This is a genomic window from Marinobacter zhejiangensis, assembly GCF_900114775.1.
Classification (GTDB): domain Bacteria; phylum Pseudomonadota; class Gammaproteobacteria; order Pseudomonadales; family Oleiphilaceae; genus Marinobacter; species Marinobacter zhejiangensis.
In genome coordinates this window covers 176,501-190,388 of the sequence record NZ_FOUE01000006.1, presented here as the reverse complement: position 1 = coordinate 190,388, position 13,888 = coordinate 176,501, and the positions used below count along the sequence as shown (strand labels likewise).

Below are 13,888 nucleotides of genomic sequence, written 5' to 3'. Positions count from 1 at the left end.
CTATGGTCGTTTAGTCGCACGATGCGTGTTATCGGAAGACGTGAGAGTATGACAGCTTCACCGGGGTGTGCCATCAGGTATAGTCACAGAGTAGCCAACGACGGGTTGTTTTTCCCCTGCTGCTATGGGCGTGGTTAGACATTGAGTTGCGCCCAGGCAGGAAAGGGCTGCTATTCTGTCGGGGTCTAGTGAACGTGACGAATGCCCCACTTCCATCCACAAGGATGTTGTTATGGTTACCTACCTGTACTGGATTGTTGTTATTGGCCTGGTGTGTGTTGCCCTGTTTGGGCTTGGAATGCGCCTGGGAAAATGGAAGCCCGCACTGGTCCTGGCGGCCGTCATCGCCGTGGTTGGCAGCATGGCCTATTACTTCTGGTTGCAGCAGATCTTCGTGAAGCGCTACGGCGGCGTGATGAGTATTACGATCCCCCAGGGGCTGCAACACATTGGCTCCACCTGGAAAGACGACAACCTGTGGATTGAGGACTACAACCCGCAAACCAACGAGTGCATTTTCCGGGAATACTCCCGTGGCGATATGCTACAGGGGCGTGTGGTGCTGAAGAACTGCCACCCAATTGGCGCCCGTCCGTCAGTGCCTCCAGCGACGGCCACCGAGTAGCCTTCGGTCTGGCCTAAAAATAAACGTGCGGGAAGATCGGAATTACAAAGGAACCCATGGATCGTGGAACTCTCAGATATAGCTATAAACGTTGCTTTCACCATTATCTTTTGCTGGTCGATGTTCTGGACGTTTCTCGTCTGGGGGTTCGGCATCCACAACTTCACCCGTAAGCACAACAAAGTGCTGGGTGCGGTTGGCATGGCCTTGTGGTGGGGGTTGATGCTCGGCCATGTGGCGGCGATCTATGCGATCTGGGGCACAAGCTATTCGGTTGGCCTGGTCACCGGGTGCCTGGTGGTCGCCCATGTCTTTTACGGCCTCACGTTTGCGCGAGACGTCAGCACGGCCTGAACCACCGATGCCATCCGATCCCTGGGATGGCTGCTTAACAGCTCGAATCACGTCATTCCAACGTACGAAGAGGGTGCATGCCTTCCACCATGCCCATGAACGGCGGGTAGATTGAGTAGCCGACCAGGGCCTGGAGTTCCGGCGAGAGCCCCCGCACCGTCTCCTTGGACAACTCAAGCAGGTAATTTTCCTGTTGGCGCATGTAGGCCTCACAGTACTGATGGGTGATGGCGAAACGGGCGCCTGCCGAGTGGTTTTCACCACCGCCATGCCAGGTGGTGCCTAGGAAGAACACCACCGATCCGGCCGGCATCACCGCCGGGATGGCGTCCTCCCGCTTGGCAGCCCGGTCATCCCCCCAGTGATGGCTGCCCGGCACAACCACTGTCGCGCCATTGTCCTCGGTGAAATCATCAATGGCCCAGACCGTTGCTGCGCCAAGGGGCTGGCGGGGCCGCGGGAGCCGGTAGAAGGCGTCGTCGTGATGTAGCCCTTGCGGAGCCTCGCCCGGGAGAATGTTGATGATCTGGCTTTGCGACAGCAGAAACCCTGGTTCAAACAAACGATCCATCAGGCCGAGGATGCGAGGGTGGGTCGCGAGTTGGTCGGTCAGCCTCGTCTTCGACAGTACATTGTAAACCCGCTGGGTCTGGTGGCCTTCAAACGCATTGCGGCCGGTTTGGCCGAGCAGGGCAAGACCTTCGGCTTTGATCGCGGCACAGGTTTCCTGGGGAATCAGGTTCTTGATGATGACGTAGCCATCCCGCATCAGGCGCTCGAAATCCCGGTCGATTTCCGGTGCCGTCCGTTCCGGTGCGGGTTTCAGTCGCGGGTGAGTTTTGGCGTGGTCGGCTTTGTTGTAGCGGCGAACATCAAACTGTTGGGACATTGGCATGCCTCTTATGGCGTGTAGCGGGTAGGGCGCGAGTGATCGCGCCCCTGCGTAAGTTTCTCTTCAATCACTGAATGCGTGCAGTTGGTCCTCCACCCAGCGGTTGTAGGCGGCCAGTGCGCCCTCGTTGCGGCCAAAGGTCAGGCTCTGATTCGCGCCACTGTTCAGGCCCGCCTGGATGGACTGGCCGAGCTCGAAATCCTCATCGAGGGTGGCAATGGAAATGCTCTGGTTACGTTTCCAGTGGGTAAACTCTTCCGCGCTCAGCTCCTCGCGTGGTGTTGGGATGAGCGACGTGATGATGACGTCGGTTTCGTCGACGCTGACCGGGATCATCTGGATCCAGTCGATGTGAGCCTTCTGGACCAGGAACGTGGTTTGCGGTGCCAGGCCGTAGACGATGTGGGTGATGTCCCGGAGGCGGGTGTCGGCCAGTGACGCCTCGGTGACTTCCTTCAGTCTTTCCGTGGGCATCACCACCCGGAAATGCGCTCCGAACTGGTTGGTCACGCAGGTGTTGCTCAGGAAGTAGGGGCCGATGCTGTTCTTGTGGGCAAACTTGAAGTGATAGGTTTCCAGCCCGCCTTCCTGGAGAATTTTCCAGTTACAGCGCCAGCGTTGCCGGTGCTGCTCGAAGACGTGCAACTGGCCTGGCGCCAGCCACGCCAAATCACCGGACACCGCTTCGAGATGTTGTGCCACCTGCTGCTCGGCGGCTTCCTGGGAGTCTGCCAGGGGACACAGCCAGATAAAGCCGTGGGCCTCGGCGCAGGGTATCGTTGCCAGCCCATGCTCGCCTTTGTTCAACTCCGGAAAGCAGGTTTGTTCAAACGGCACTGAGACCAACTCGCCCTCGGTGCTGTAGCGCCAGGCGTGGTAGGGGCAGGAGAAGGCTTTGGTACAGCCGGATGACCGCGACTCAACCCGTGTACCACGGTGACGGCAGACATTGTGAAACGCGCGAACCTGGCCGTCTTCCCCGCGGGTGAACAGAACCGAGCCGACGTGTGTCTCAATGGTCCGGAAATGATGAGGCTCGGGCAGTTCACTGCTGTGCAGGTAAGCGATGGGAAGGCGCTGGTGAATGGCCTTCAGCTCCTGCTCAAAGCGAGCCGGGTCGGTGTAACGCGTCGTTGGGGAGGTGTGGCTCTCGGGGGACAGCGTGGTGGACTTTTCCTCAAGCAGGCTAAGGCACTGTTTCAACAACTGGCGTTCGTCAGATCGATTCATGGAGCCCTCACATAGCAGTTTGCCCGATCCGGGAGCCAGACCGGGTACGGATCGTCTAACCGAAACGTTAGCGGCCAGCTCGCTCTAAAAACAGGTTTCAATCCTGCGTTAAGGTTGTCCAATCATTGCAATAATGGGTACATTGTTGGTGCTGGCGTGCAAATCTCGGAGTAATCGATGGCCTCCACCTACAAGTCACTGCAAGACCTGTTGATGACCCAAACCATTCCCGTTGCCTTTCTGGCTGACGTACTGGAGGGGGTGGGGGTCGCGTCAAACACCGCTGAACGGTTGCTGGCCCAGGAAGGGCTCTCTCGCCGGCAACTGGAGGTCGGAGGGCTCCGTTTGTCCGTTCTTGAGTACGCAGGATTTATTCGGCGGGTCATGGCGGAGTGCGGGGATCTGTTTCTCCACTTTCTGGACGCCCCTATTCCTCGTCGGGCCTTTGGGGTATTCGCCATCGGGGGCGTGGGGTGCCGTACCCTCCAGTCGTTGACGGATTACGGCAACCTTTTCTTTGGGCTGTTCACCGACCAGTTTCGCTGGGAGCTTCGGCGCTCTGCGGACTCCGTTACCCTCATATTGAGGTTCGACGAACGCGCCCCGATCAGCTATCGATTTATTTACCAGAGCATGCTGTTGATCTGGCTGCGGCTGATCAGTTGGTTCGTCGGCGAGGAACTTAAGCCCAGGGCCGTTCACTTCACCTTCCCGGAGTTGCCCAAGGACAGCCATCTACGGTACCTGTTTGGTGACAACCTGGTGTTTTCCGCTCCGGTGAACCAGATCGTGTTCGACGCCCCTGCCGTGGATGTTCCATTTACCGCAACAGAAGACCAGGTTCGCCTGATGCTGCGGGACAACCACAATATGATGCTGGTGCGGAATACCTCAGAGCCGTTTACCGCGCAAACTCGGCGGCTGCTGGTTTTAAGCCGGGAAGAGGGCTGGCTCCCACAAAGCACGATCGCCGACAGGCTAGGGCTATCGGAGAATTTGTACTGGCGTAAGCTCAAAAAAGAGGGAACAACGTACAGTGACATCCTCAACAGCCTGAAACGGGATTTCGCCCTCCGCCTGTTGGCAGACCCCGCCCTCAGGGTAGAGCAGGTTGCCCACCGGCTACACTTCGCAGAGCTGAGTGCCTTCGACAAGGCGTTCAAGAAATGGACAGGGTTGACCCCCAGCGATTACCGACAGCAGTTGTTTGGTGCCTGATGACGTTGGTACAGCAAGTGCCTCACTCCCGGCGGGTTTGTACAGTGCGATTGTGAGAGCAAAACGTAGACGTCACATAATTACTTAGCTAAGCACCCGATGATTGGCTAAGCTCATGTTTTAACTGAAACTCGGTAGGGCGCTGTTGCTATGAAACTGTGTAATCATGATGCAGTCAATTTTGTGCAGTATCGAGTCGTGCTATCTAATTGCTGTTAGATTTTAAGGTGAGGCATGGAAGAGCTGAGTAAATCCACGGTGACTTTATTGGGAGTAGTCGTAGGCTGGCTGCTTGGCCAAGGATCAGAGCTGCTGAGAAGTCACCTTAAGAATCGAAAACTCGTGGGGGCACTGAATGCTGAGCTCAAAGATCTACAGGCACATTTAGAGAAATCAATGGAGCGTTGTGCAAAGAGCATCAACACAGATGATGCACCTCGAGCAACCATATGGCCCCATGCGATTACTCACCCAATCTATACTCAGTATTATCCAGAAATCTGTCTCCATATTACTAGCGATCAGCGCCTCAGCATCAACTCGATTTACGGGCACATTGCGACGTTTAATCAAAGGCTAGCAGGGGATTACGCTCCTCAAGCAATTAAACGGGGGTTGTTCTTAGCCTACGTTGATGCAAAGTGGGCCTATGAACTCATTGATTACTATTTCCGGCATAACGGAAAGCGAAATCTTGCCGATGACGAGGCGAAAATCCGAGAAATAAACGCTGACTTTCAGGGCTTTGCCGATAAAATCTAACCAGTGCAGGCACGGCGACGCCCATTACTTTGCGCCTTCGGCTCCATTCCATGGGCGCGCATGCTGCAGGCGTTAAGTATCAATGAATATGGTTCCCACAACGCACAAGGTCTGTTTCGCGTTAATTGCGATAGCAATGACATTATTTTTTCTGGCGTATTACCACAGTTGGTACATCAACGATTCGTTGTATATTTACGCTGAGAAAATGGCTTGGTTGAGCTCGTTTTTTTCATCGGCAGAGCCGTTGGAGTCGCAGCATTGGGTCGGTAATCATGCGGGGTTCTATGAAGATCGGGCAATCCTAATAATGTTCGTGATCTCCGGTGGAATTGTGTTGGTAGCAGCGGCTCTCGCGGTGTGCCATAGATTAAAGATTGGGCGGTCACGTTTCTTCATCCCTTTGACTGTGTTGTGCGCCGTGATGCTGGGCACAATCATCAAAGTGGGTTATGAATTCGGGCTTCACAATCATGCTTAACCAGTGCATCAAATTCATTCCGGCCCATTGGGCCTCCACCGGACGTGCTGAAGCTCGCGACTCAGCTTGGCGTTATGTGTGATGAAAAAAATCCCTGCTGATAAATCAAAGTGGCCTGATGAACTAAAGAGGTCGTACGATTACTATGATCCACGCTTTGATTTTTATTACGACATTAAGATCAAATGTAAGAAGTGCTCTCATGAATTTGTGTGGAGCGCTGAGGGCCAGAAATATGAAACCGAGGTTCTAAAAAAAGCTTGGAATGATAGGTCACTGTGTTCCCTCTGCTTCAAGCGCTACAACCTTTTAAAGGAAAGCTTGAGGCGCTATAAAATAATGTGGCTGGAAGAAAGTGAAAACTCGAAAAGCCAAGCGGTATACCTGAAAAATTGGCTTGAATGCATTCGTGAGTATAAAAAATATACAAATAAATACGATAGCGGCATGGAGTCGCATTTGACCAAATTAGTGGGTAAAACGTAACCAGAGGCATCACGGCGACCGCTTTTCGCCGCCTCGCGACTCCAAATATGTCCCATGTTTCGGGCATTATATTTCAGTAGGCGTCGGCTAAATATAAAAAATGGTATATGAAAAAGAGTATTGAGCAGCTTAAGAAAAATAATGAGGATTGGAGAAAGGTTGCAATCGCATTCTATTCTGTTGCACATGGCGATTTAAGCGATTGGAAAGACCTGCCTGATTATTTAAAGAAAAGTGAGATTGGAGAGGTTTGTCAAAAGTACATAGATACTAAAGATTCAAAGTATCTCGAAGAAGCCGGTCAAATAATTGCGGGAAAAAACTGGTATACGGCACTTGGCAGGTCGTTTTGAAAAGGTGCTCTTGAAAAAAGAAACATGACAAGGGTAGGCACGTTTTCATTAGAAAAATGGAGCGTGCCAGCAGTGTTAAGCCTCCAGACGGATTTGTAGATTGAGATATAAAAATTTAATCGTAGACGATCCCGGTACGCCTGCTACTGAAAAAGAGATAGGGGTTTTAGAAGAGGCGCTGGGGTGTGCTTTACCTGAGGACTACGTTCAGTTCCTTAAAGCGTGTAATGGTGGATATCTGGAGTACGACACTCTCGTAGAGTTTGAAGACGGCACAAGTGAATACCTGTCTTTTAGTGGGTTGTATCAAGCGAGCGACTCGTGTGAATGGGAATGCAATCCGTTTGAACTGAAGCAGGAACGAAAGAATGCTGATTTCCCGCGAGAAAAAGTTTTGCCTATAGGTCGAGATGGCGGTTCAAGCCGGTTGTTTATAGATCTTAGGGGTGGTTATAAAGTTGTGGCTTTCGTCCAGGGGCTGCCAGAATGGACCGGGCCACGAACGAAGGATTCGCTCGTGGTCCTGGCTGATTCGTTTGATGAGTACCTTGAAATACTGACTCTGTGTGACGAAACCATAGAACACCACATAGAGAGCTTCAATGTAACTGAAGAAAGCGTTCAGGCCACTATTGAGTGGCTTGATTCGGCAGGCACTGCGTGGCGTGAGCAATATCAACTGAAATGGAATGAAAGAGTTCCGTTTCAAAAAATATAGCAGACTAAATGCTACCGGCTGCTTTTCATCCCTGTCGTTGCTAACTGCGTGTTGCTGGCCGTACAGCACTTATCGGTGCCGAGTGATCTGCTTTTAAGGGAAAAAGCCAAAAGTGATAAAAAGTCCGAAAGTGATATTAAGCCCGAAATTGATAAAAAGCTCTTGTGTTCATTTGTGCGCTGCTGACATAGGCTGTCGGCGGCGCACAAAAGATTGCGCCTGGCGTGTTTGCTGACTGACACCACAACATCAATTACATAAGAAACGGTGGGGATATGAATTACGTATCGAAAGCAGGGGTGGCCTCATTAATAGCCATATTTGGGCTGACGGCGGTGGGCTGTGACGGCGATGATGGACAGGATGGGCGGGACGGCACGGATGGTGCGAATGGCACCAGCTCCCTGGTCAACCTGACGGCAGAGCCGGCCGGTGGCAACTGCGAGGCTGGCGGCTACCGGGTGGATACCGGCTTGGATAATGGCGACGGCGGCGGTACTGCGGGTAATAGCCTGCTTGAGGCCGGTGAAGTCGATGCGACGAACTATGTCTGTCACGGTGTGGATGGCTTTACGGTACTCACCACATTGACTGCGGCAGCCCCAGCAAACTGTCCGGATGGGGGGCAGCGCCTGGATATTGGTCTGGATAATGGCGACAACTCGGGCATTTCCCGCGATGGCACCCTGCAATCCGGGGAAATCGATTCTACGGGTTATGTCTGCAATGGTGCGAATGGTCAGGACGGTACGGACGGTGCCGATGGTTCTGATGGAACGGATGGTACCGACGGCACCAATGGCTCTGATGGCCAGACCACCCTGGTCAAGCAGGATACGCCATCCATAACCGACTGCCCGTATGGCGGTGTGACCATTACCTCTGGTCTGGATAACGGTGACGGTGGCGGTACCGCCAACAACGCCGCGCTGGAAAGCGGTGAGGTGGATTACACCCATCATGTGTGTAACGGCGATCAAGGGGGCGGCGGAACCCAATTGGTGGACAGTAACGGTGCGGTGCTCGGTTCCGTATTGGGCGCGACCCTGACTGAAATCACTCTGCGTACGCCGGATCCCTACAACTATCTGGTAACCGTCGGTTGGGACGGAAACTTCCGCGACAATTACGCCACCTACTCTGGCGCTGGCTGTACCGGCGATATCTATATTTATATCAATGGTACTCCCAATGCGAAAATTCCTGCCAGGTCTGCGTTTTGGGCAGGGAAGGAAAATCAGTTCCTGGTGCCCAATGGCACGGGGCTTATTACCAATCAGGTTATCGCTTATGAAAGCTACTGGGACACGGGGACCTGTACTGAAGAGGTCAAATCCGATGATATGTGGGCTGCCTCTCTGTTTTCTGCCACCTCTATCGGTTTGCCGGCAACCATAACGCTGCCACTGTCGCTTCAGTAAGTAGGGCGATTGTAAGTAAAAAAGCCCCGCGATTGCGGGGCTTTTTTATAAGGGGAGCACCAACCTGGGCCGATTGGTTCGCTTTTAAGGGAAAAAGCCAAAAGTGATAAAAAGCCCAGAAGTGATATAAAGCCCGAAATTGATAAAAAGCCCTTGTAGTCATTCATGTGCTGCTGACATAGGCTGTCGGCGGCGCAAAAGATTACGCGCCTGGCGTGTTTGCTGACTGACACCACAACATCAATTACATAAGAACAGGTGGGGATATGAATTACGTATCGAAAGCAGGGGTGGCCTCATTAATAGCCATATTTGGACTGACGGCGGTGGGCTGTGACGGCGATGATGGACAGGATGGTGCGACCACGCGCGTTGTTGATCTGGCACCTGGGCCGGTCTGTGCCAACGGTGGTGTTGAGTTCAGGGTGGGCTTTGATTCCAATAGGGATGGCGAGCTCTCCGATGAAGAAATCACCGAAACCAAGGTTGTCTGTAATGGTGAGGATGGTCAGGACGGCACAGATGGTGCGAATGGCACCAGCTCCCTGGTCAACCTGACGGCGGAGCCGGCCGGTGGCAACTGCGAGGCTGGCGGCTACCGGGTGGATAGCGGCCTGGATAATGGCGACGGCGGCGGTACTGCGGGTAATAGCCTGCTTGAGGCCGGTGAAGTCGATGCGACGAACTATGTCTGTCACGGTGTGGATGGCTTTACGGTACTCACCACATTGACTGCGGCAGCTCCAGCAAACTGTCCGGATGGGGGGCAGCGTCTGGATATTGGTCTGGATAATGGCGACAACTCGGGCATTTCCCGTGATGGCACCTTGCAAGCCGGGGAAATCGATTCTACGGGTTATATCTGCAATGGTGCGAATGGTCAGGATGGTACCGACGGCACCAATGGTTCTGATGGCCAGACCACCCTGGTCAAGCAGGATACGCCATCCATAACCGACTGCCCGTATGGCGGTGTGACCGTTACCTCTGGTCTGGATAACGGTGACGGTGGCGGTACCGCCAACAACGCCGTGCTGGAAAGCGGTGAGGTGGATTACACCCATCATGTGTGTAACGGTGATCAAGGGGGCGGCGGAACCGAACTGGTGGACAGTAACGGTGTGGTACTCGGTTCCGTATTGGGGGCGACCCCCACTGAAATTACTCTGCGTACACCGGATCCTTACAACTATCTGGTAAGCATCGGTTGGGATGGAAGCTTCCTGGACAAGTTCACCATTTACTCTGCCGCGGGTTGTACGGGCGACGCCCGTATCTATATTGATGGTACTCCCAATCAGAGTATTCCTGCCAAATCTGCGTTTTGGGCGGGAAAGGAAGGTCAGTTCATGGTGCCCATTGGCACAGACTCGATTGCCAATCAGGTTCTCAATTATGAAAGCTTCTGGGAGGCGGGGGCCTGTACTGATAGTACTGGTTCAGAAGATCTATGGGCTGCCACTCTTATGTCTGACACCTCGATCGGTTTGCCGGCAACCATAACGCCGCCACTGTCGCTTCAGTAAGTAGCACGATTGGAAGAAAAAAAGCCCCGCGATTGCGGGGCTTTTTTATGTCGTCTTCGTTAGACCTAACCCCTAAACGTCTTCCCAATCCGCGATGGGTTATTCCTTTCCAGGACATCACAGATCTTATTGCCCCGCGCCGCCAGAACTGTATGCGCCTCTTTCCTGCCGGCTTTGTACAGTACGATTGTGAGAGCAAACATGGGCGTCAAACGATGCCATAGCGAAGTGCCTGATGATTGGCTAAGCTGTTGTTTTATTGAGCGCTCATTGAGATGGTGTTGCTATGAGGTTGCGTAATCATGACGCAGCACAAATTTGTGCAGTATTGAGGCGCTCTATCTAATTGCTGTTAAGCGCGTAAAGGAGAATGATGAGTACACAAAATATACTCATAGTGGCAGTAGCATTGGTAGTGGTGATTACTGCCGTTTATAAGGTGCTGCCTTACAGGCTGGCGTCAGGTAAAAAGCCTTTTTTCACATTACTACCGAAGTACCGAAAACCAATAGACACATCGCTTGATGTAGACCAGCTCGATAAGAAACTAGCTCAGTATGGCTTCAAAAAGACCAAATCGGATGGGAATTTCAATTACTACACAAGAGGCTCACTTCTTGGGGATTTCTCGGTCAATTTGATTAAGGTGAAGCTAAGGATGTCCAAACCACAAAACAGGCAAGCCGAATTAACTTTGGAAGCATCTTGGGTCGTAGCTTTTGACACTGGTGATTTTTGGTTATTTATCTCGGAATTGGGACAGAAATTGGAAAATGCTTAACCAGTGGGTGAAGCTGACCGGTACTGAGCTGCATCCCGGCAGCTTATCCAAGGCGTTATACATGAGATGGAACTCCGATGAGCCTGAAATGTCACTTTGAATTGCTAGCCACTTACAACCAGTGGATGAACTCGAAGGTGTATGAAACTGCGGGACAGCTCTCTGCGACGGATCTGGCGAAGCACCGCGGGGCCTTCTTTGGCTCTATCCTGGGAACTCTGAATCACATCCTCGTTGGGGATACCATCTGGCTCAAACGTTTTGCTACCCACCCGTCCTGTTTGAACTCGTTGCGTGAGGTCGCTGACCTTCAAAATCCGACAAACCTGAGTCAGATACTCTTTGACGATCTTGGGAGCTTATTTAAGCAGCGACTCTGGCTAGATCGGCAGGTTGTCAACTGGATAGCCCAGCTATCCGAAGGCGATCTGGATTTCATCCTCAGCTACCACAACACCAAAGGGATTCCCGCCAATAAGCGATATTCGAGCCTGATGCTTCATTTCTTTAATCATCAGACTCATCACCGAGGGCAAGTTTCTACTTTGCTATCGCAGGCGGGCGTGGATATCGGGGTTACTGACCTATTGGCTCAGATCCCGGAGGAGCCCCATCTATAACCAGCCACTGTTGCCGGACAATTTTTCCACCGCTTCACCGGGGGAGGGAATAAATCTGTCCCGGTTTTCAAAGTCTTGTCAGCCTCAGCCGGTCCGGCCGTTCCATCAGGAGTAGCATCCTGTATGGGAGCGACTTGTTCAAGACCTGACCCCATGACCTACGGAGCCCTTCAGGGCTCCCAAAGGGCGCGCCGCTGAGGCTTCAGGCTCAATGTGCAGTGTTTTTAACCGCCCCAAACTTCACGTTACGAATGATTGCACAGAGAACTCGTAACTTACTGAACAGTCTGATATTTTTTATTTCTCCAGATTTTTGGGTCATAAATGAGGCATTGCGTCGATTGATAACTTGCTTATAGCCACTACCACTGGATGAGGTTGATTACACCATGAGGGATGTACTCGAATTGTTTGAAGCGTTGCCCCAAGAGTATCCTCAATTGCTGGAACGCGCTACGAACCGCGGTGAACAGATCGTATTTGCCGGCGCGGACTTCTTTACGCTGCAGCCCTTTGCGGTTGAATTGCTGCACCTGAGCCCCGCTCAGGTGGCCCTGTACCCCACCGTTGAAGAGGTGCCAGGCGATGACCGGTTCCTTCTCGCATTGAATGACAGGCAACTCGAATACGCCACCCAGGTTTATGGCGAAGACATCCGCTACGATTTCTTTTTCCAACGCGAGGAGAACTCCCAAACCCGCTTGCAGGCTTACCACAACGACGGTCACGTCAACGCTGTGGAGGTTGAACGCATAACCCGCGACGATCAGGGGCTGCCGCTGCTCTACGAGCGCGTTGACACCCACGTGCGCTTAACCCAACGGTACCAGTATCAGCAGTGCGGCACTGCGGACGCCCAACGCTGGATGTGTGACATTACCAGCGAGAGCGTCAATCCGGCGCACGATTACACCTGCCAGCAACGACAGCGGGTCTATTTTGCAGACGACGGCTACACGGTTGACCGCATAGAGTCACTCGACAACGGCGACATACTCTACGACCGGGCAATGAACTCGCTTTCGCTGGAAGAACTGTTGGAACAGGCCAACGAGGCCATTGAGAGCAGGTTGCTGGCGGGGCTGAGCCAGGAATCGCTGGAAAGCGTCGAAGTACGCTGTGTGTTGTTCGAGTATTCGCTCCAGGGCCCCTTCCCCCCTACCTTGGCGCTGATCCAACCGCACGAGGTTGACGATAATCCGGAGTATGCACCGTTAAGCTGGCTGAACGCTCCAGACGCGGAGCTTTTCAGCGAAAGAGGCCTGGACGCTGTCGACTTTCATCAAGGCTGCAGTGCGTTGTTCGACCAGCTCAATGCACAGCTGGACGCTTTGGAGTTCGAGAGCCAACAAGAACTGGTAATCACGTTTTACGTCGAGTTTTGCCGCCGCCTGATGAACAACCCTCGACTGGCAACATTAATCAGAACCGACGACGATTTTTTTGTGACCGCTCGGGATTTCGAGGCGGCCAATGAACTGGAATTGCTCGAACGGGTTCTACCCGCACGCCAGTGGCAATCAATGAAATCGACCATCGAGTCGCACGAATAGGCTTCAGGGTGACAACAATGCCACGGTGATAATCCGCAATGATGGCGATTAAGTTCTTTTCAGCGCCAAAAAACCAAAAGGATAGCTAAGAAATGTCAAGCTCAGAGGACCTGTTTGAGTGTTATGAAGTTGAAGACGGCGGCGTCGTTATTGGCGACTACCACGGAGACGCCACCGATTTGGTGATCCCCGAAACAATCAAGGGTGAGGTGGTCAGGGCCATATACCGCTATGCCTTTAAGAACAAAGGCCTGAAGTCCGTGGTGTTACCTCCAACTCTGGAAGAAATTCACGCGGAAGCTTTCTCTACAAACCAGCTGACGAGTATCTCTTTCCCCGAAAAGCTGTACTACATAGGCCAGGACGCGTTTTACAACAACCGGTTAAAGAGCCTTGTGATCCCAGAGGCAATTACCTACATCGGTCATGGGGCGTTTTCCAGAAACGCCTTGGAAGAGTTGAAAATTGAAGCGCCGCTGGAAACCATTCCCGACTATTGCTTCACACGCAATGCGCTGACATCACTGTCATTGCCAGAATCGGTCGTAGAGATTCGTGTGAGTGGCTTTGCCTACAACAACTTTGTCGATTTGGTGATCCCACGCCACATCAAAGAGATCGGCCCCCAAGGCTTTCAAGGCCTCGAGCACATTAAGCGCGTGCGCATGCCGGAGCGGTTTATGAATCGCATCAACAACATTTTTCTGGACTCGGCGATAGAACAGGCAGAGTTTTCTGCGCTGTAGCCCGGCGACCTGGGCCGGCTGTCTGCAGCGACCACCTACGTCGCTGCAGACAGCTTTAGTCGCCGTTTCCACCAGCTTGGGCGCACGCCGCTGACCCCATGATGTGACCCCATGACCGCAGG

Annotated in this window: 16 protein-coding genes; 14 read left to right on the top strand and 2 right to left on the bottom strand. The window is 52.9% G+C overall.

The genetic code is table 11. The features are described from left to right. Nucleotides 1-232 precede the first annotated feature (232 nt). Together BMZ67_RS17020 and BMZ67_RS17015 are read left to right on the top strand one after the other, a co-directional pair. Nucleotides 233-625 (top strand): hypothetical protein, encoded by a 393-nt coding sequence (locus tag BMZ67_RS17020; protein ID WP_092026073.1) that lies wholly within the window; start codon nucleotides 233-235, stop codon nucleotides 623-625. 63 nt (nucleotides 626-688) lie between these two features. After that, a complete protein-coding gene (locus BMZ67_RS17015; RefSeq protein WP_092026070.1) occupies nucleotides 689-979 on the top strand; it encodes a hypothetical protein in 291 nt (96 codons plus the stop codon). A gap of 52 nt (nucleotides 980-1,031) precedes the next feature. Here BMZ67_RS17015 and BMZ67_RS17010 read toward each other — a convergent pair whose 3' ends face one another. Both BMZ67_RS17010 and BMZ67_RS17005 read right to left on the bottom strand, forming a co-directional pair. Beyond that, entirely contained in the window at nucleotides 1,032-1,868 is an 837-nt protein-coding gene (locus BMZ67_RS17010; RefSeq protein ID WP_092026067.1) for a phytanoyl-CoA dioxygenase family protein, read from the bottom strand. A 66-nt stretch (nucleotides 1,869-1,934) separates the two neighbouring features. Further along, nucleotides 1,935-3,101, bottom strand: coding sequence for an aromatic ring-hydroxylating oxygenase subunit alpha (locus BMZ67_RS17005; protein ID WP_092026063.1), 1,167 nt, complete (start codon nucleotides 3,099-3,101; stop codon nucleotides 1,935-1,937). 177 nt (nucleotides 3,102-3,278) lie between these two features. Between BMZ67_RS17005 and BMZ67_RS17000 the strand changes: the two genes are divergently transcribed. The 12 genes from BMZ67_RS17000 to BMZ67_RS16945 all read left to right on the top strand — a co-directional run bounded on the left by BMZ67_RS17000 (nucleotide 3,279) and on the right by BMZ67_RS16945 (nucleotide 13,766). Further along, complete coding sequence (locus tag BMZ67_RS17000; RefSeq protein WP_092026060.1) at nucleotides 3,279-4,319, top strand: AraC family transcriptional regulator; 1,041 nt, start codon at nucleotides 3,279-3,281, stop codon at nucleotides 4,317-4,319. A gap of 234 nt (nucleotides 4,320-4,553) precedes the next feature. Continuing rightward, entirely contained in the window at nucleotides 4,554-5,081 is a 528-nt protein-coding gene (locus BMZ67_RS16995) for a hypothetical protein (RefSeq protein ID WP_092026057.1), read from the top strand. Between the two features lie 82 nt (nucleotides 5,082-5,163). After that, nucleotides 5,164-5,562 carry a hypothetical protein gene (locus BMZ67_RS16990; RefSeq protein WP_092026055.1) on the top strand — a complete coding sequence of 133 codons (399 nt, stop codon included), beginning with the start codon at nucleotides 5,164-5,166 and terminating at the stop codon, nucleotides 5,560-5,562. Between the two features lie 81 nt (nucleotides 5,563-5,643). Further along, a complete protein-coding gene (locus BMZ67_RS16985; RefSeq protein WP_092026052.1) occupies nucleotides 5,644-6,048 on the top strand; it encodes a zinc-ribbon domain containing protein in 405 nt (134 codons plus the stop codon). A gap of 107 nt (nucleotides 6,049-6,155) precedes the next feature. Further along, nucleotides 6,156-6,401, top strand: coding sequence for a hypothetical protein (locus tag BMZ67_RS16980; RefSeq protein WP_092026049.1), 246 nt, complete (start codon nucleotides 6,156-6,158; stop codon nucleotides 6,399-6,401). Between the two features lie 100 nt (nucleotides 6,402-6,501). Further along, nucleotides 6,502-7,119 carry an SMI1/KNR4 family protein gene (locus BMZ67_RS16975; protein WP_092026046.1) on the top strand — a complete coding sequence of 206 codons (618 nt, stop codon included), beginning with the start codon at nucleotides 6,502-6,504 and terminating at the stop codon, nucleotides 7,117-7,119. Between the two features lie 275 nt (nucleotides 7,120-7,394). Beyond that, the gene (locus BMZ67_RS16970) at nucleotides 7,395-8,540 is read left to right on the top strand and encodes a DUF7151 family protein (RefSeq protein WP_092026042.1); all 1,146 of its coding nucleotides are present in this window, start codon (nucleotides 7,395-7,397) and stop codon (nucleotides 8,538-8,540) included. Between the two features lie 266 nt (nucleotides 8,541-8,806). Next, nucleotides 8,807-10,066: a DUF7151 family protein gene (locus tag BMZ67_RS16965; protein ID WP_092026039.1), complete on the top strand. Its 1,260-nt coding sequence runs from the start codon at nucleotides 8,807-8,809 to the stop codon at nucleotides 10,064-10,066. A gap of 373 nt (nucleotides 10,067-10,439) precedes the next feature. Beyond that, on the top strand, nucleotides 10,440-10,847 hold the full coding sequence (locus tag BMZ67_RS16960; protein ID WP_092026036.1) for a hypothetical protein: 408 nt from the start codon (nucleotides 10,440-10,442) through the stop codon (nucleotides 10,845-10,847). A 77-nt stretch (nucleotides 10,848-10,924) separates the two neighbouring features. Further along, on the top strand, nucleotides 10,925-11,467 hold the full coding sequence (locus BMZ67_RS16955) for a DinB family protein (RefSeq protein WP_092026033.1): 543 nt from the start codon (nucleotides 10,925-10,927) through the stop codon (nucleotides 11,465-11,467). A gap of 389 nt (nucleotides 11,468-11,856) precedes the next feature. Next, entirely contained in the window at nucleotides 11,857-13,020 is a 1,164-nt protein-coding gene (locus BMZ67_RS16950; protein ID WP_092026030.1) for a hypothetical protein, read from the top strand. Between the two features lie 92 nt (nucleotides 13,021-13,112). Further along, nucleotides 13,113-13,766: a leucine-rich repeat domain-containing protein gene (locus BMZ67_RS16945; RefSeq protein WP_092026026.1), complete on the top strand. Its 654-nt coding sequence runs from the start codon at nucleotides 13,113-13,115 to the stop codon at nucleotides 13,764-13,766. Nucleotides 13,767-13,888 lie beyond the last annotated feature (122 nt).

Bases quoted from the DNA above. Each gene is read 5' to 3' on its own strand.
- BMZ67_RS17020 (WP_092026073.1), top strand. From the start codon at position 233: ATGGTTACCTACCTGTACTGGATTGTTGTTATTGGCCTGGTGTGTGTT.
- BMZ67_RS17010 (WP_092026067.1), bottom strand. From the start codon at position 1,868: ATGTCCCAACAGTTTGATGTTCGCCGCTACAACAAAGCCGACCACGCC.
- BMZ67_RS17005 (WP_092026063.1), bottom strand. From the start codon at position 3,101: ATGAATCGATCTGACGAACGCCAGTTGTTGAAACAGTGCCTTAGCCTG.
- BMZ67_RS17000 (WP_092026060.1), top strand. From the start codon at position 3,279: ATGGCCTCCACCTACAAGTCACTGCAAGACCTGTTGATGACCCAAACC.
- BMZ67_RS16995 (WP_092026057.1), top strand. From the start codon at position 4,554: ATGGAAGAGCTGAGTAAATCCACGGTGACTTTATTGGGAGTAGTCGTA.
- BMZ67_RS16990 (WP_092026055.1), top strand. From the start codon at position 5,164: ATGAATATGGTTCCCACAACGCACAAGGTCTGTTTCGCGTTAATTGCG.
- BMZ67_RS16985 (WP_092026052.1), top strand. From the start codon at position 5,644: ATGAAAAAAATCCCTGCTGATAAATCAAAGTGGCCTGATGAACTAAAG.
- BMZ67_RS16980 (WP_092026049.1), top strand. From the start codon at position 6,156: ATGAAAAAGAGTATTGAGCAGCTTAAGAAAAATAATGAGGATTGGAGA.
- BMZ67_RS16970 (WP_092026042.1), top strand. From the start codon at position 7,395: ATGAATTACGTATCGAAAGCAGGGGTGGCCTCATTAATAGCCATATTT.
- BMZ67_RS16965 (WP_092026039.1), top strand. From the start codon at position 8,807: ATGAATTACGTATCGAAAGCAGGGGTGGCCTCATTAATAGCCATATTT.
- BMZ67_RS16960 (WP_092026036.1), top strand. From the start codon at position 10,440: ATGAGTACACAAAATATACTCATAGTGGCAGTAGCATTGGTAGTGGTG.
- BMZ67_RS16955 (WP_092026033.1), top strand. From the start codon at position 10,925: ATGAGCCTGAAATGTCACTTTGAATTGCTAGCCACTTACAACCAGTGG.
- BMZ67_RS16950 (WP_092026030.1), top strand. From the start codon at position 11,857: ATGAGGGATGTACTCGAATTGTTTGAAGCGTTGCCCCAAGAGTATCCT.
- BMZ67_RS16945 (WP_092026026.1), top strand. From the start codon at position 13,113: ATGTCAAGCTCAGAGGACCTGTTTGAGTGTTATGAAGTTGAAGACGGC.